The organism is Paenibacillus sp. FSL W7-1088, from assembly GCF_037969855.1.
In the GTDB taxonomy this organism is placed as follows: Bacteria; Bacillota; Bacilli; order Paenibacillales; family Paenibacillaceae; genus Paenibacillus.
The window spans coordinates 4,044,844-4,061,986 of the sequence record NZ_CP150216.1 but is presented as its reverse complement, the minus strand read 5'-3'; the positions used below and the strand labels follow the sequence as shown (position 1 = coordinate 4,061,986).

Below are 17,143 nucleotides of genomic sequence, written 5' to 3'. Positions count from 1 at the left end.
AGACGGCAAAGAAATTTCGAAAGGTTAGCCCTTCGGGATCTTCCGATAGCTGGAAGGGGAGTATCCCGATATTTTTTTGAAGAGGCGGGAGAAATAATAGGGATCACTAATGCCCACTGCATAGCTGACTTCCTTAATACTCAGTTCGGTAAGATCCAGAAGATGACCAGCCCGCTGAATCTTGAGCCGGAGGAAATATTCGATCGGAGCGACGCCCGTTTCAGAATTAAACAGAAAGATCAGGTGCTGCTTCGATACCCCGACATGCTTAGCCAACTCTGTAAGAGAAATAGAGTCGCTCATATGTACATTCATGTATTGAATTGCCTGTTCCAGGTAAGATTCACGTTTCTTCTCTTGTGCTGATTTGACGGCATTTAAGCCAATCCCGGAAAGCAACTGTCTTGTCGTTTGGGCCACATGTATGTGGGTAGTCAGAGCATATGTCCGCTCGGCCAGCATTTCATAAGTAGGGACGAACCATTCCATTAAACGGGCTTTGCCGCTTGGCGATAAAGAGAGAGAGGCGTTAGACAAACCAAACATCTTCACCAATCGATTCGCATGGCTGCCTTTGAAATGAAACCAGTAGATACTCCATGGATTCTTCTGCATTGCCCCGTAACGATGTGCAGTTTCGGGTGGGATGATCATCATATCTCCCTGCTGCATCATCATTCGCTCTCCATGATTCAGCTCAACCCATCCTTCTCCCGCTTCACAAAAAATGAAAATATGTGATGGACTGCCTTCCAGACGTTCCCTGAAATGATACTGAGCGTTGGGAAAATAGCCGATATCCGTAATGAATAAGGTAGAGGTCAGTTCTTCTTGTTCCAGTTCTTTCATCCAATATTCCGGAAGTACATATAGCTTCTGCTCTTCAAATCCCTCACGCTTGCGAATATGGTCTGGCCCCATTCCAGTTACCCCCGTAATTCATAATTAGAATAAGAATATAATCCATCAATACCCGCATTTCGTCAATTGGAACCTGCCTTGCCAGCTTATACAGTATAACTATCAAGACAAGGGAGGCAGTTCTGACATGAAGCATGAGGCTGTGGATCATAAGCTGGAGGTGGGTCCAACCGGGTCCAATCAGGTACAAGTGTGGGAAACCAGCGTGTTGATACCAACGTATGAGGCGGGTGAAGCTGACCCGAATCCTATGTTTCTGGAGAAAAGAGTCTATCAGGGAAGCTCCGGTCGTGTGTATCCGCATCCAGTGATCGAGAGTATCTCGGATGTGAAGAATGATAAAAATTACAAATTGGTTATTCTGGAGAATCCATATATCCGTATTGAGATCATGCCGGAAATCGGCGGCAGAATCTACCGCGCGCTTGACAAGACGAACAATTATGATTTTGTCTATTATAACCGTGTCATTAAGCCTGCGCTGGTGGGCCTTGCTGGTCCTTGGATCTCCGGAGGAATTGAATTTAACTGGCCTCAGCACCACCGCCCTAATACATTTGGTCCGGTTGAATACAAATACGAGGAAAATGACGATGGCAGTGCTACAGTATGGGTAAGTGAGATTGACCGGATGTACGGCACAAAAGTAACGGCAGCCTTCAGGCTCTATCCGGACAAAGCCTACTTGGAGATCCATGCTCAATTATACAACCGGACACCTGAGCCGCAGACCTTCCTGTGGTGGGCGAATCCGGCTGTAGCGGTTAATGAATATACGCAATCCGTGTTTCCTCCAGACGTAACGGCTGTATTTGATCATGGCAAAAGGGATGTCTCGCGTTTCCCAATCGCGACCGGGACCTATTACAAACAGGATTATTCGGAAGGCGTAGATATTTCACGGTATAAAAACATCCCGGTTCCGACTTCGTACATGGCTTATAAATCCGATTATAATTTTGTCGGCGCATACGATCACGGCGTAGAGGCCGGATTGCTGCATGTGGCGAATCATCATATTTCTCCTGGCAAGAAACAATGGACCTGGGGAAATGGGGAGTTCGGTCAGGCGTGGGACCGTCAATTGACCGATGAAGACGGCCCGTACATTGAACTCATGACTGGAGTGTACACAGACAATCAGCCCGACTTTACATGGCTGCATCCCTACGAGGAGAAGACCTTCACCCAGTATTTCATGCCCTACAAAAACATCGGTGTCGTAAAAAATGCCTCCATCGAAGCAGCCATCAATCTGGAAGTGGATGCTGAAGCCGGAGAGGCAGTAATCAAGGTATATGCCACATCTGAACTTGAACATGCCCTTGTGGAGTTAAGCGGAGCAGCAACCCGATATCTACAGGAAACGCTTGAATTGTCCCCGATAAAGGTTTACCAGAAGGTTATACCGCTGGAGAGCGGGGAGCAGGAGCATGATTTGAAGCTTTCTGTCCGAAATAGGGAAGGCAGGCTGCTGATTTCCTATCAACCGAAACGTAAGGATATTGAGCGCGTCCCTGATGCTGCCAGACCACTGGTGGCACCGGAAGAACTGCATTCAACCGAAGAACTGTACTTGGCTGGTCAGCATCTGGAGCAATATCGTCATGCTACGTTTGAGCCTAAAGCCTACTATCTGGAAGGCTTGAAGCGGGACAACGGAGATATCCGGTTGAATGTAGCTTATGGAACGTTACTGCTTCGCCGTGGATTATATATAGACAGCGAGCCGTATTTCCGTAAAGCGATGGAGCGGTTGACCTGGCGTAATCCGAATCCTTATGACAGCGAGGCATACTACCAGCTGGGGGTAGCACTGCGTGGCCAAGGCCGTTTGGATGAAGCGTTTGCTGCTTTTCACAAATCGGTATGGTCGGCAGCATGGCAGGATGCAGGGTACTTCTCACTTGCTCAGATTTCCACCTTGAAAGGCCAGTACGTCGAGGCAATGGAACAGGTTGAGCGTTCACTCATCCGCAATTCCCGAAACTACAAAGCGCGTAATCTGAAAGCCGCATTGCTGCGCAAGCTTGGGTTGTTTGATAAAGCAAAGGGCTATGCACTTGAAACCTTGGAATTGGATGTTGCGGATTTTGGAGCTTATAATGAATTGGCGTTGGCTTATTCAGCCTTGGGAGATAAGGATGCTGCACAGGGTATTTTGTCTGAATTACAGCAATTGATGAGAAATGATGCTCACAACTACCTGAATGTCATCGCAGACTATATGAACAGCGGTCTCTACGAAGAAGCCATTGAAGTAGGGGAAAGAATAGTGAATCCGGAGAATTCCGTCTATCCGATGCTGTATTATGCACTCGCTGCATTATATGAACGTACCGGACAACATGAGCATGCTCAAGAAGCTCGCCGTAAGGGACAATGGGCTGATCCAATCTATTGTTTCCCGAACACGTTGTTTGAACATGAGCTGCTGGTAAGTGCAGTTCATGCTAATCCGGAGGACGATAAGGCTCATTACTATCTGGGAAATTTCTATTATGACAAGAAACGGCCTATCGAGGCGATTGCCAGCTGGGAGCGGTCCCGCGAACTCCGCAATGATTATCCGACGGTACACCGCAACTTGGGGTTGGCCTATTACAACAAGCAGAACAACCCGCAAGCGGCCCTAACTTCGCTTGAGATGGCCTTTGCTTATGCACCGCATGATGGTCGTATCTTCTATGAACTGGATCAGCTGCGTAAGAAGCTCGCATGGTCAATAGACGAACGCCTAAATATGCTTGAAGAGCGGCGAGATCTGGTTGAGAAGCGGGATGATCTGTATGTGGAATACGTAACCTTGCTAAACAATCTTAAACGTTATCAAGAGGCTCTCGCTGCCCTGTCTCTGCGCAATTTCCATCCGTGGGAAGGTGGAGAGGGAAAAGTGACGGGGCAATATAAGTTGGCTCATACCGAGCTTGGTAAACAAGCGCTGCAGAACGGTCATTATGAAGCAGCGGCTCAGCATTTACAACAAGCATTAGTCTATCCGTTGAATCTGGGTGAAGGGAAGTTGGAAGGAGCACAGGAGAACAATATTTATTATTATCTAGGCATGGCCTACGAAGGTATGCAGCGGGAAACAGAGGCCATCGCCAGTTACACCATAGCTTCACAGGGTTTGGCAGAGCCGACAAGTGCGTTGTTCTACAACGATCAGCCGCCAGAAATGATCTTTTACCAAGGGTTGGCCTGGTTGAAGCTCCGTAACGAGAAGGAAGCCAAGCGTCGCTTCAATAAACTAATTGATTATGCTGAAAAGCATATTTTTGACGATATCCAAATGGATTATTTTGCTGTATCCTTGCCGGATTTCCTGGTATTTGAGGATGATTTGAACCAGCGCAATGTAATCCATTGTCGATACATGAGAGGCTTGGGACTTCTGGGGCTTGGCCGTGACGAAGAAGCCGGAACCGAACTTGAGTTGGTTCTGAAAATGGAGCCAGCTCATCAAGGGGCAATGGTTCATAGAGGGTATCCCCGGCAATGGCGTGAAGGATTTCAACCTTGATGATTCCTCAAATAGCATTGTCCATTGGTTGGGTCACAGAGGGAAAAATCTGTATTGCTAAAAACTAAAAAGAGGGTGTAATGATAATGGATGTAGCGCTTAGCAGGTTACCAAGCAAACTAACCATCACAATGTGGGATTTCTCCTGGTACACCATGACCTTACCGGGAGAACCATACAGCGACCTAGAGACGAGATTTAAGGAAGCGGTAGAGAGGGGCTACAATACGATCCGAATCTGTGCGATGCCCTTCTTATTGTTTACGGCGGAAGGCAAACGGTCGGGCCCGTTACACTTCGGTAGTCTTGGTGAGATCGGACAGCGGACACGCTGGTACAACTGTCGGGGCGGCGCCGAGCTGGATGGGCATGCGCATTTGCTGGAGTTGTTCAGACAGGCCAAGGCCCATGGCTGTTATATCATGCTGTCTTCGTGGGAATATCAGCAGAGCCCAAGCTTCCTTGCCTTTCCCGGGTTGCGCGATGAGCTGGCTGCCATAGCTCCGGAGGAGCGATTTATGGCTATTGCGAGATCCATGGATCAGCTTATCCGGTATATAAAAGCGGAAGGATACGATAAGCAGATCGTCTACGCGGAGCTGCATAATGAGGTGGAGTTCGGGCAATTGACCGAGATTGGAACCGCTCAAGGTATTGCCCCGTCCAATGTACCGGCACTAGTGGAAGCCATGCAGCCTTATATTGAAGAGGCCGTAGGTTATCTTAGAAGTGTGCACCCGGATATCCTGATGACAGCAAGCTATACACTAAATGAAGCCTATCCCAAATCCTATGTAGCGGAAAATTTACAGGTTGCACATTTCCATCTCTATATCAAAGGGGTATTGAATGAATTAACCGAAGCGGCTGGAATTGATGATGAGCAGGCGCCTTTTCCCGGCTCATTCGTCCAATCGCTCCTGCGGGAGGATGCGCCTCCATTTGAAGAGTACTCGCTACCCCGTGGTCAAGAATGGAGGATGGAAGGAAATCCGGTAGGGCTAAGACTGCTTTATCTGCATGACTGGGTGGAGCCAGACCAATGGGATCTTTTTTTATATGACAATTACAGTAAACATAAGCTGGCAATGCTGCAAAAGGCAGATATGCGCTTGGAGGAAGCTCATGAATGGGCGGCTCATTCCGGGTTGCCAGTCGTTATAGGGGAAGGATACGTTGGTTATACGCCGCTGTTAGCGGGATTCGAGGAGGGGCCTGTGGGGAAATTTATTGCAGAGTACGCGCTGCGAAAAGGAATGGCTCTGGGTTTCTGGGGAATGACTCTATGCTCTAACTGTGCACCGCATCATCCATTCTGGGATGATATCGCCTGGCAACAGAAATGGAACCGCTATATTCTTGATTCGAAATAGCAGTTATATTAGGCAGGAACCAAACTTGATCTGCGCCTCTTATCAGAAACGTCGTACATCAGAGGGAATACTTAACTATATTCGTACACTACGACTAAAGGAAGAAAATAAGAAAAAAAAGTCACTCCCCTAGATTTTCATCTGAATTAATTTCTTATTATTGGATTGGCCAAAATTTATGATTTCATAAGGGCTACATCCCACTTTTGCATTATCAGGTTAGCCAGAATCTTCTGGTTAGCCTTTTTGTCGATTGAATAACATGGTACTAGATGATAATGTGAATTAAGGGAGAGGCTTCCTCAATGGAGGGAATATATTATTTGAATCGAGGTTCTGAATATGAAGGTAAAACGAATTGTTACCAATATTCATACGGAGAACGTTGCAGCAGCAAAAAGCTTTTATCAGGACGTGCTTGAACTTGATTCATTGATGAATCAGGGTTGGATTGAAACCTACGGATTACTTGGGGAGGATAACGTTCAAATAAGTATTGCCACACAAGGTGGCTCCAATACACCTACACCTGATCTTTCGATTGAAGTCGATGATGTTGATGTAGTGTACGAACGCATGAAAAGCGCTGGTTATACAATAGAATATGAACTTACGGATGAGCCTTGGGGAGTTCGTCGATTCTATGTCCGTGATCCATTTGGTAAGTTAATCAACATTCTTGCCCATAGACATGGCTGTTCAAATTAAATCATTTTCTTTAAAAAGTATTGTTTATTGGCTTGAAGTATTGGTATTCTTTTCTTGGATGTTATGATTTAATAAATATCTTAATTTCGAGGAGTACGCTGACACATAATTGAAACAGAGAGATTAATGTTTGTGTCCAAGGTAAAAGCAGATTATTCATCACTATTAACGGGGGGAAACAAGAATGATGAATGTTTTGTTGGTGGATGATGAGCCATGGGTACTGGAAGGTCTACGAACAATGGTAAATTGGAACAAATACGGTTTTCAAATTTGTGGAGAGGCCGAGAACGGAAATGCTGCTTGGGCCATTATTGAGGATCTTCAGCCAGACCTGGTATTTACAGATATTCATATGCCTTCCGTTAGTGGACTTGAGCTGATTGGCCGTTCGATGCAAAAACTAGCCAAACCGCCGCGATTTGTCATATTAAGCGGATACGATAGCTTCGATTATGCGAAAACAGCGCTGGAACAGCGTGTGGAGGATTATTTACTCAAACCCATTGATGAGGTTGAGATTGAAAACGTATTAGAACAGATGAGTCTTAAAATTCAGAACGAGCTTGTCTCAGAGAAATTGCATCAACACGAGCGTACTTTATATGTAAATTGTTTGTTCAACCGCCTGTTTCAAGGGGAGGACAGCAGCGAACTGCAAGCCGAAGTGGAAAGTTTATTGCAAATGGAGGGTCATGAGAACATGGCCTGTCTTTTAATTGAGACGGATTCATGCAATGAGGAAATACAGTCACACGTACAGCGTTTTGCAAGCGATCATCACTATGAATTTTTTATGGATGCTGAAGGAAGAATGGGTGTGTTTGCTGCTGAAATTGAAGATTCTTTGAGCTGGCTTGAGAGGTTAGGGGGAAACCTGTTTGAGATGTACTCCGATCATGCATCGATCATTATGGCATTTGGATATCATTCAGGTGGAGTAGGCGCTATGCGGACGGTATATGAAAAAGCATTATCTACGCTAAAATGGAAGCGTTATCAGAAAGGGAGCGGTATTTTTCACGATCAAGATTTGCCACGAAATGGTAGCATCGCAACCGTAAACCAAAAAGCTTTGACTAATCTGTTTAGAACTATTTTAACAGGTGAAGAGGATGGGCTGGAGAGAGGCGTGCAAGAGCTGCTTGCGAATCCAGACCGGGGGTTACCTGTGTCGGATATAGAATATGTTCGTGTACAATTGCTCGCCCTTGAAATGGGAGTTCTCAAGCAGCTGAAGGAGCTGGATGGAGATGTTGACAGGTTTGTGTTGCAGTTGCAACCTATGTTAGGAGGCTTAACTGATATTGACTCTTATCCTGCATTTCGGGAATATGCGCTTATATTAAGTCTCAACGCTTTGAGAGCTCTTCAGGAGCAGCGGAAAGAAAAAGAATGCAGCACGATTTTTCGTGTGGTGCAATATGTTAACCAGGAGTTTCGGGAGAAGCTGCAGCTCCAGGAACTTGCACAGAAATTTCATATGAATGCCAACTATTTGGGGCAAGCCTTCAAACAGCAGACGGGTAAGTCTTTTCGGGAATATCTGAATGATAAACGGATCGAGGAAGCCAAGAGGCTGCTTCGTCAGAGCTGTTCCAGCATAGCCGAAGTTGCGGTCCATTCAGGGTACCCCAATGCCGATTATTTTGTAAGTCAGTTCAAACGAATGACGGGGATGGCTCCTTCTGCATACCGGAAACAACTGTAGATACACTCGACAAGTAACAAATGAAGGATGGCGATGGAAGATATGCTTAAAAAAATCCGATTTCGCGGCATCGTGAACGATATTCCTTTGAACTACAAGTTTATGCTGATCTATGTTTTTGGTATTTTGCTTCCAATCATAGCAAGCAATTATTTGTTCATGGATCGGATGTCGGGGCTAATCAAGGAGCGGGAAGAACAGAATTTGCAAATCTCACTGGGGCGGGCCAGAAAGGATATTCACACCATGATTGACGGGGGGGTAGCTGTCAGTCACGCCTTAATCACGGACAAGCTGTTGTCTGAATCTATGGATCGTGTATACAATGGCCAGCTGGATTTCTACAATACATTCGACGAACAGCTGCGCCATCGGATGACTTCCTATATTCCCGTGAACAATCAGATTCAGCGAATCGGCATCTACACGGATAACCCAACCATTGTGTCAGGAGGGGACTATTATTATCTGGGCAGCTCAATGAAAACCAGTGCCTGGTACAGACAATGGGAAAAGGCAGGGGAAACACTAAGTGTGCTCGCTTATCGCGATCAGGCGGTGAATGATCGCGCGGCGACCTCGTCTTATTTTAGCGTGATTGAAAAAATGGACTATTACAACGCAGACAACTCTTACAAGAAGTTGGTACGCATTGATTTTTACCTGAATCGGTTCTATGACGTTATTGCAAGAGAGAAAAGTTCGCTGGACCTGTATCTGGTCAACGCCGAGAATCAAATTATCGTGTCCACAGATGACAAGTATCAGGGCGAGGTAGGTAGTGATTATGCGTTATTCGATACGAGCAAGGCGGCAGACCAGGACCTACATATCGTCCCGATTGGCAATGCCAGCTATGTGAAAGGTTGGAAGCTCATTGGCGTGCCTCAGGAAACACGTGTCAAACAAGCAATGCTTTCCATGAAACTATATTACGGCATGCTGGCCGGTATCATTACTTTGGTTACCTCCATCTTCATCTATGTCATGCTGCGTTCATACAATTATCGAGTGAAGCGTCTGTCCAGACATATGCAAAAGGTGGGTAACGAGAAATTTGATCTGATCAACATTGATGGTGGACAGGATGAAATAGGTCATCTGATTCGTAATTTCAATATGATGACCGCACAGATCCATTCCTTGATCAATAATGTGTACAAGCTTGAAATTCAGCAGCGGAGCCAGGAAGCTGAGCGCATTCGCGCTGAGCTGAATTTGCTGCAAAGCCAAATGAATCCCCATTTTTTATTCAATACGCTCAATGCGCTGCTGGTGGTCAGCACCAAAAACAATTATGCGGATGTTAAGGATATTATCAAGGACCTATCCAAGCTGCTTCGCCGTCTGTTGAATTGGAAGGACGATGTGGTCACCCTGGAAGAAGAGATGAGTTTTACGGTCATGTATCTGGGAATTGAAAAATTCCGTTTTCGAGACAAGTTTGAATTTTACATTGATATTAGCGATGAGGCGAGTCAGTATAGAATTCCCAAAATGAGTATCCAGCAATTGGCCGAGAATGCATGTAAACACGGAATTCAGGCTATTGAGGGGCTCGGCTATGTGAAAATTAAAGCGGAAGTTGTGAGCGAGCGCCTGCGCGTCGTTGTATCTGATAATGGTAAGGGCATGAACAAGGAACGGTTACAAGAGGTTCTGTATCATATGCGAAGCAAGGAGGAGAGCGGGGAGAGTAATATTGGCATACGTAACGTATATCGCCGTCTTGAATTGTATTATGACGATAAAGTGAATTTTAACCTGGTGAGCAGAATAGGTGAGGGGACAGAGGTCTCATTCGAAATACCGTTGCAACTGCTAGAGCATCAGGGTAAAGAGGGAGGTAGAGACAATGGCATTTAAAGTGCTGCTGATTGATGATGAACCATGGGCGCTAGAGGGCTTGGAGCTGGTGATTCCATGGGAAAGTCTTGGCTTTGAGGTAGGCGCTTTGTGCGGCAATGGTGCGGAAGGATTAAAACGAATGGAAGAGCTAAAGCCCGATCTTGTTGTGGTGGATATTCATATGCCAATCATGAATGGACTTGAAATGATTGAAGAATGGCGGCGTAGAGGTAACTGGTCGACCAAGTTCATTATTCTTACGGGGTACAGCGATTTTGAGTTTGCGCGAAAAGCGCTTAAATTCAAAGTTTCCGGTTATCTCTTAAAGCCATTGGACGAGGAACAGGCGGAGTCCGAAATTCGTATGATGGGCAAGGAACTGATGAAGGAGCAAGAGCAGCTTTATATTGGGCAGATCGCATTGAGAGAGCAGGAGATTTTGACAATGAAGGAGGCTTTATTAGGCAAAGTGCTGTCAGCAGAAGGGACTCAATTAATGGACTCACTGTCCCGGTCAGCTGAATCCTGGAATGTCTGCCTGGTTCAGGTGTCGGAGAAAGACTTTGGCCAGTGGAGCAGTCTTGCTTCAGAGGTTATGAACGGACGGCATGTTATTTATATCATTCGTATGCGAAATGATCTCGTATCTATTGTGTTCGGCGATGTTTCCCCCGGGCCGCAGAGAACGAGCGACAATTTAAGAAAACAATTAGAAGCACTGGCTCGCCGTCTGGCGGGCTTTCGTACATATATGGCGATTGGCTCAACCGAATCCTCTCTTCATCACATCAGCAACTCCCGTATAACAGCAGAGAAGGCGCTGCTGCACGCCTTTTATGAAGTGGAAGGGAACAGCATATTGGATTATACCGATCTCCAGAACCATGATTTTCAAAGGCATTACCAACAGGTTGAACTGATTGAGCGAGTGCTGGGAGCACTTCAGCTCATTGATTACAATAACTACCAGTCCGCTGTGGAGTTTATAGAGCAATCTTTTCGACAGATGCGGGTCCATCCGGATGAGGCTCGGAAATTTGTAATTTACCTTCTTCATGAAATTCGGGCTTACATGAGGGCGCAAATGGCTGAAGATTCAGAGAATTACCGTTTGTTCGAAATCCCGGATCTGGATGAAGCACTGTTAACCTTTGATGATTTGATCGGCATGCTGCATTCGTGCGGTAGAGTCTGCTTTGAGTTATTGCTTAAAGAGAGCGTATTCGAAGCGCAGGGTATTGTGCAGGATATCAACGACTACATACATGCGCATTTCCGGGAGGCATTGACGATTAAGATGCTGTCTGAACGTTTCTTCCTGCATCCGGCTTACTTAGGGCAACTGTTGATACGCAAAAATGGAATCGGCTTCAATGAACTGCTTCATAACCTGAGGGTTGAGGAGGCATGTCGGTTGCTACAGATGAATCAGTACAAAAATAGCGAGGTCTCGGAAAAGGTTGGATACGCCAATTACCATCATTTTTTAAAACAGTTTGAGAAACGCATGGGAATGTCTCCTACCGAATATAAGAAAAACGTCTAGCAACGTACCTTCTAGGAAGCCAGACCGCGTATCGTAGAAGTTTTTCTTGATATGTCAGGAAGCATTGCTCTGAAGTTTAACCATTTTAAGATATGATAAGAAAACCTGAGCTTTTCTCGGAAAGAGCTATAATTCGAATATAGTTTCCATGTAGATGTAAATTTATAATTAAATTATTCAAATGAAAGGGCTTTCATGCAGTAAGACCAAACTTTGGAGGTGCTTTATGGGGGACAACAAAAAATCATTCTTCCGTATGGGGGCAACGTTGTTATTGTCGTTGAGCGTTGTGCTAGCAGGTTGCTCAAGTGGCAATTCAGGCAGCGGAGAAGAGAGCAGTAAAGGTAGTGAGGTGGGGGCTGACAATCCGTTAGAAATCTCGGTATTCCTGAACGAGGCCGGACAACAGCCAACTGCTGACAACAAAATTTACAAAAAAATCAAAGATGAGCTTGGCGTTACATTCAAATTTGAATTTTTGGCCGGCGACAAAAACCAGAAGCTCGGCGTCATGATTGCAGGAGGAGATTATCCGGATCTCATCTCTGCGGATACCAAGCTGACAGCAGCCGGCTCGGTCATTCCGTTGGAAGACCTGATTGAGGAGCATGCGCCTAATCTGAAGAAGCACTATGAGAAGTACTGGAATCAGATGAAGGACCCTAACGATGGACACATATACTACCTGCCAAACTACGGTGCATACAACGGCGAAGTGGCTGATACTTACTACAGCGGACCTGCCTTTTGGATTCAAAAAGCCGTGTTGAAAGAGTTCGGTTATCCGACGCCAAAAACACTGGACGAATACTTTGACTTGATCGCGAAATACAAGGAAAAGTATCCAACTATTGACGGCAAACCGACAGTCGGTTTCGAGGTATTGAACTATGATTGGAAAAACTGGGGCTTGCTGAACCCGCCGCAGCATTTGATCGGTCATCCGAATGATGGTGGAGTGGTCGTCAACGATGGCAAGGCAGAGATCTTTGCAGACAAGGATTATGCCAAAAAATACTATCAGAAGCTAAATGAAATCAATGCCCAAGGCTTGCTTGATAAGGAAGCGTTTGCACAGAACTACGACCAATATATGGCCAAATTGTCCAGTGGGGCCGTACTCGGCATGTTCGATCAACACTGGAATTTCCAAAGCGCGGAAGATTCACTTATAACGCAAGACAAAATTGAACGCACTTATGTAGGTTTCCCGCTTGTGTATGACAGCAGCACCAAAGACTATTATCGTGACCGCGCAGCACTGAATCTCAACAATGGTTTCGGTATTACCGTGAGTGCCAAAGACCCTGTAAAAATCCTCAAAGTGCTCGACAAACTGATGGAGGAAGAATGGCAGAAAACACTCACTTGGGGCATTGTGGATGAAGACTATTATGTCAATGAAGAAGGCCGCTTCATGAAGACACAAGAGCAGCGCGACAATGCAGCAGATGCTGCCTGGAAACTGGCCAATAAAGCAGATGCTTTCTATGGAACCGCACCGAAGATGGAAGGTTACTTCAGCGATGGCAACGCGACTTCAGCAAGCAATCAGCCGGAAGAATATCAAGCCAGCTTGAGACCGTTTGATAAGGAAGTTTTGGACGCCTACGGTTTCAAAAGCTATGTCGATTTCTTCAGTGCTCCACCAGAGAATCCGGTGACTTACCCTGCTTGGTCTGTCGATGTGGTAGAGGGATCTCCAGCCAAGATTGCCAATACGAAGTTGAACGAGTTGTCAACCAAATATTTGCCGAAAGCGATTTTGGCTAACACGTCTGAATTCGACAGTGTATGGAGCGAATACGTTTCCGAAATTCAAAAGCTGGATATCAAAACGTATGAAGATCGTATCAATGAAGTATTGCAGTGGAGAATCGATAACTGGTCTGTAAAGTAAGAAATTGCTGTCAGGAAGGAAGGATACCTTCCTTCCTGATTTTTTGAAGAACATATCGCTGGACGTTATTCCTTTCAATATAAAGATGGATAGGAGCCTGATATTATGGAGGAAATTGTAGTGGGTACCAAGCCGCTCCGCCCGAAGAAAAAACCGAAAATTAGGCGGATTACTTGGCAAAATATCAAAGCACAGAGACAGCTCATATGGATGTCGGTTCCTCTGCTTGCGTACATTATCATCTTTGCTTATGTACCTGTCTGGGGTTGGACGATGGCCTTTCAGGATTACAAACCGGCCAGAAGTTTCTCGCAACAAACGTGGGTAGGGTTCAAGCATTTTCAATTTTTGTTCACTGATGACAATTTCTTGCGCGTGCTTCGCAATACGCTTGCCATGAGTATCATCAACATGATTTTAGGTTTCGTTACAGCCATCGTTTTGGCCTTGTTACTCAATGAGATCAAGAAGATCATGTGGAAGCGGACGGTACAAACCATCTCTTATCTTCCTCACTTCTTATCATGGATTATCGTTACCGGCATCGTAGCGACATCGCTTGCTTCTGACGGCATTATCAACGATATCCTCATGAAACTGCACTTAATCAACGAGCCGATCTTGTGGCTGACGGAAGGGAAGTATTTCTGGGGCGTTGTTGCAAGTTCTCATATTTGGAAAGAAGTCGGATGGAGCACCATTATTTATTTGGCGGCCATGGCCTCTATTGATCCGGCACAGTATGAAGCTGCCGATATTGATGGAGCCAATCGATATCAAAAAATGTGGAATGTCACCTTGCCAGGAATCAAGCCTACCATTGTCATCCTGTTGATTATGTCGATTGGACATATTCTAGAAGCTGGCTTCGAGGTTCAGTATTTGCTGGGTAACGGGTTGGTTGTTGACTGGGCAGAAACGATTGATATCTTCGTGCTCAAATACGGGATTGCACAGGGCAACTATTCGCTCGCAACTGCAGGCGGAATATTCAAGACCGTGGTCAGCATTACAATGTTACTTGTAGCGAATTGGACCGCCAAGCGGCTTGGGGAAGAGAGGCTGTTATAATGACGAAAAAAACACCATTGTCTGGTTTAGGAAATACAGCGGCGCTTTCCGTTCGCCGCCCGGGTGGCAGAGGCATTGAACCGTTTCTGTTCAATACCTTTAACACGATCTTCATGGTTCTGTTGGTAATTGTGACGTTGTATCCATTTTTGAACACGATTGTGGTTTCGTTTAATGCAGGGAATGACACCATTCGAGGAGGCTTATATTTGTGGCCCCGCGATTTCACCATGCAGAATTACAAAGCCGTATTTGCATCAGGCACAATCTATAACGCATTTTTGGTTTCCGTTGCACGTACAGTACTATCTACCATTCTGAACATTTTCTTGACCACCATGCTGGCTTACACGCTGAGTCGGCGTGATTATATTTTCCGCAAGCTGATTACGACCATTTTTGTGCTGACGATGTATTTCAATGCAGGGCTAATTCCGGGGTACTTCCTGATGAAGGATCTGCATTTGATTAATTCCTTCTGGGTGTATGTCCTGCCTTCATTGATTAGTGCGTTTAACCTGATCGTCATTCGTACTTATATATACACGATCCCCGAAAGCTTGATTGAATCAGCCAAAATCGACGGAGCAGGAGATTTCAGAATTTTCTGGAGAATTATTTTTCCACTGTGCAAACCTGTGCTGGCGACTATTGCGCTCTTTGTCGCGGTCGGCGCGTGGAATTCCTGGTTCGATGCATTTCTGTACACGTCATCACGTCAAGAGCTCAGCACATTGCAATACGAACTGATGAAGCTGTTGTCTTCCAGTATGAACGCCAACAGTAATCCTTCCGTTGCCAACGGTGTGGGGGTGGAGCATTCAACACAGGTAACGCCAATTTCCATTCGTGCTGCTGTTACAATTGTCGCTTCTGTTCCGATCTTGCTGGTGTATCCGTTTATGCAAAAATACTTTGTCGTTGGACTAAATGTAGGGAGTGTGAAGGAATAGATGTCACAGATTCAATCACAACTGATCCGTTATGCCAATCCGATTCTTCCCGGATTCTATCCGGATCCCAGCATCGTGAAGGCGGAAGAATATTTTTACCTCATTTGCAGTTCATTTGAGTACTTTCCCGGAGTGCCGATCTTTCGGAGCCGGGATCTGATTCACTGGGAGCAGATTGGTAATGTATTGGACCGGGTCAGCCAGCTGGATTTGACCGGACAGAAAAGCTCGGACGGGATTTATGCTCCTGCACTGCGTTACCATAAAGGTACATTTTATATGATTACGACAGATGTGAGAGGCATCGGCAATTTCTACGTGACGGCAACCGACCCTGCAGGCCCCTGGTCCGATCCAATTCGCATTCCATTTGGTGGAATCGACCCTTCTCAGTTTTTTGACGACGACGGCAAAGTATACGTGACCGCTCAACAAGGCGCCGATTACGATTCTCATGCCATCCAGTACGAGATTGACATCACCACAGGTGAGGCGCTCTCTGAACCACAAGTTGTCTGGCATGGGGATGGAGGGCCATGGACCGAAGGACCGCATCTATACAAAATCAATGGGTTGTATTATATGATGTCTGCTTCAGGCGGGACGGCGAAGGAGCATCGTGAGATCATCGGTCGAAGCGATCGACCTTATGGTCCGTTCGAACGCTATCCTGAGCCCATCCTGACCCATCGCCATCTGGATCATCCCATTCAGTATTTGGGTCATGCCGATCTGGTGGAGGATCATCAAGGAGACTGGTGGGCCGTTTTCCTTGGCGTGCGTTTGACGGAGGACGGGTATAGCGTGCTTGGACGTGAAACCTTTCTCGCACCGGTCGTCTGGAACGATGGGTGGCCCCACATTGATAACAATGAAGGAATAGTGAGTCTGGATATGAAGGTCCAGCGTTTGCCAATGGCATCACCTTCTTTGTCCCAGAGTCATACAGCCATCGTTGTCGGAAGGGACGAATTCGACGGAGAACTTGGGCCGCAATGGATGTTTGTGCGCAACCCTTCAGAAGGGACATGCTCGCTTACGGAAAAACCAGGTTTCCTAACGCTGTATGGTCAGGCAGGAGGGCTTGGAGACGTAGGTCAGATTACGTTTGTTGGCCGCAGGCAGCAGCATATTCATGCCAGCTTTACGACCTGTCTGACATTCATGCCGGTTGCGGATGGAGAAGAAGCGGGACTGTGCGTTCGACGGGATGAGGATGCACACTATGAGCTTGGCATAAGCAGGTTGGATGGGCGAAACGTACTCTTTGCTCGCTTAACGGTGCGAGGAGAGTCGAACATGGTGCATGAGCGCGAGATTGGGACGGAGCAGTTATGGCTTCGAATTGAATCGACAGAGAAGGAATACAGATTGATATATTCTGAGGATGGACAGGACTGGACATTCTTGTGTGCAGGCTCGGCACGTGCCATATCTCCGGAGGATTTTGTACACAAAATGTGCTTTACCGGATCGGTGGTCGGACTATATGCTACCGGCAATGGTCAGGCAAGCAGCACACCTGCGTATTTTGATTGGTTCGAGTACTCAGTCTGATTCAGTCGCTAATAAACGATGCGAAAAAGGGA

At 46.1% G+C, this 17,143-nt stretch carries 11 protein-coding genes; 10 read left to right on the top strand and 1 reads right to left on the bottom strand.

Annotated elements, in window-relative coordinates:
* Positions 1–24 precede the first annotated feature (24 nt).
* The gene (locus MKY42_RS18160) at positions 25–921 is read right to left on the bottom strand and encodes an AraC family transcriptional regulator (RefSeq protein WP_339843768.1); all 897 of its coding nucleotides are present in this window, start codon (positions 919–921) and stop codon (positions 25–27) included.
* A 127-nt stretch (positions 922–1,048) separates the two neighbouring features.
* Between MKY42_RS18160 and MKY42_RS18155 the strand changes: the two genes are divergently transcribed.
* From MKY42_RS18155 to MKY42_RS18110, 10 genes are all read left to right on the top strand, one after another.
* Positions 1,049–4,444 carry a DUF5107 domain-containing protein gene (locus MKY42_RS18155; protein ID WP_339843766.1) on the top strand — a complete coding sequence of 1,132 codons (3,396 nt, stop codon included), beginning with the start codon at positions 1,049–1,051 and terminating at the stop codon, positions 4,442–4,444.
* Between the two features lie 86 nt (positions 4,445–4,530).
* On the top strand, positions 4,531–5,817 hold the full coding sequence (locus MKY42_RS18150) for a cellulase-like family protein (RefSeq protein WP_339852982.1): 1,287 nt from the start codon (positions 4,531–4,533) through the stop codon (positions 5,815–5,817).
* Positions 5,818–6,159: 342 nt separating this feature from the next.
* Entirely contained in the window at positions 6,160–6,525 is a 366-nt protein-coding gene (locus MKY42_RS18145) for a VOC family protein (RefSeq protein ID WP_179264485.1), read from the top strand.
* 184 nt (positions 6,526–6,709) lie between these two features.
* Complete coding sequence (locus MKY42_RS18140; RefSeq protein ID WP_090899178.1) at positions 6,710–8,236, top strand: helix-turn-helix domain-containing protein; 1,527 nt, start codon at positions 6,710–6,712, stop codon at positions 8,234–8,236.
* A 42-nt stretch (positions 8,237–8,278) separates the two neighbouring features.
* Positions 8,279–10,102 carry a sensor histidine kinase gene (locus MKY42_RS18135; protein ID WP_256222096.1) on the top strand — a complete coding sequence of 608 codons (1,824 nt, stop codon included), beginning with the start codon at positions 8,279–8,281 and terminating at the stop codon, positions 10,100–10,102.
* A complete protein-coding gene (locus MKY42_RS18130; RefSeq protein WP_090899172.1) occupies positions 10,092–11,630 on the top strand; it encodes a response regulator in 1,539 nt (512 codons plus the stop codon). Before MKY42_RS18135 ends, MKY42_RS18130 begins: the two co-directional genes overlap by 11 nt.
* Positions 11,631–11,856: 226 nt before the next feature.
* Complete coding sequence (locus MKY42_RS18125) at positions 11,857–13,530, top strand: extracellular solute-binding protein (protein ID WP_090899169.1); 1,674 nt, start codon at positions 11,857–11,859, stop codon at positions 13,528–13,530.
* Between the two features lie 105 nt (positions 13,531–13,635).
* A complete protein-coding gene (locus MKY42_RS18120; RefSeq protein ID WP_090899167.1) occupies positions 13,636–14,601 on the top strand; it encodes an ABC transporter permease subunit in 966 nt (321 codons plus the stop codon).
* Positions 14,601–15,554: a carbohydrate ABC transporter permease gene (locus MKY42_RS18115; protein ID WP_090899164.1), complete on the top strand. Its 954-nt coding sequence runs from the start codon at positions 14,601–14,603 to the stop codon at positions 15,552–15,554. The genes MKY42_RS18120 and MKY42_RS18115 overlap by 1 nt, the downstream gene beginning before the upstream one ends.
* On the top strand, positions 15,555–17,111 hold the full coding sequence (locus tag MKY42_RS18110; protein WP_339843756.1) for a glycoside hydrolase family 43 protein: 1,557 nt from the start codon (positions 15,555–15,557) through the stop codon (positions 17,109–17,111).
* The last annotated feature ends 32 nt before the right edge of the window (positions 17,112–17,143 follow it).

Coding starts and splice junctions, on each gene's coding strand:
- MKY42_RS18110 (WP_339843756.1), top strand. CDS start 15,555: ATGTCACAGATTCAATCACAACTGATCCGTTATGCCAATCCGATTCTT.
- MKY42_RS18125 (WP_090899169.1), top strand. CDS start 11,857: ATGGGGGACAACAAAAAATCATTCTTCCGTATGGGGGCAACGTTGTTA.
- MKY42_RS18155 (WP_339843766.1), top strand. CDS start 1,049: ATGAAGCATGAGGCTGTGGATCATAAGCTGGAGGTGGGTCCAACCGGG.
- MKY42_RS18160 (WP_339843768.1), bottom strand. CDS start 921: ATGGGGCCAGACCATATTCGCAAGCGTGAGGGATTTGAAGAGCAGAAG.
- MKY42_RS18120 (WP_090899167.1), top strand. CDS start 13,636: ATGGAGGAAATTGTAGTGGGTACCAAGCCGCTCCGCCCGAAGAAAAAA.
- MKY42_RS18140 (WP_090899178.1), top strand. CDS start 6,710: ATGATGAATGTTTTGTTGGTGGATGATGAGCCATGGGTACTGGAAGGT.
- MKY42_RS18130 (WP_090899172.1), top strand. CDS start 10,092: ATGGCATTTAAAGTGCTGCTGATTGATGATGAACCATGGGCGCTAGAG.
- MKY42_RS18145 (WP_179264485.1), top strand. CDS start 6,160: ATGAAGGTAAAACGAATTGTTACCAATATTCATACGGAGAACGTTGCA.
- MKY42_RS18150 (WP_339852982.1), top strand. CDS start 4,531: ATGGATGTAGCGCTTAGCAGGTTACCAAGCAAACTAACCATCACAATG.
- MKY42_RS18115 (WP_090899164.1), top strand. CDS start 14,601: ATGACGAAAAAAACACCATTGTCTGGTTTAGGAAATACAGCGGCGCTT.
- MKY42_RS18135 (WP_256222096.1), top strand. CDS start 8,279: ATGCTTAAAAAAATCCGATTTCGCGGCATCGTGAACGATATTCCTTTG.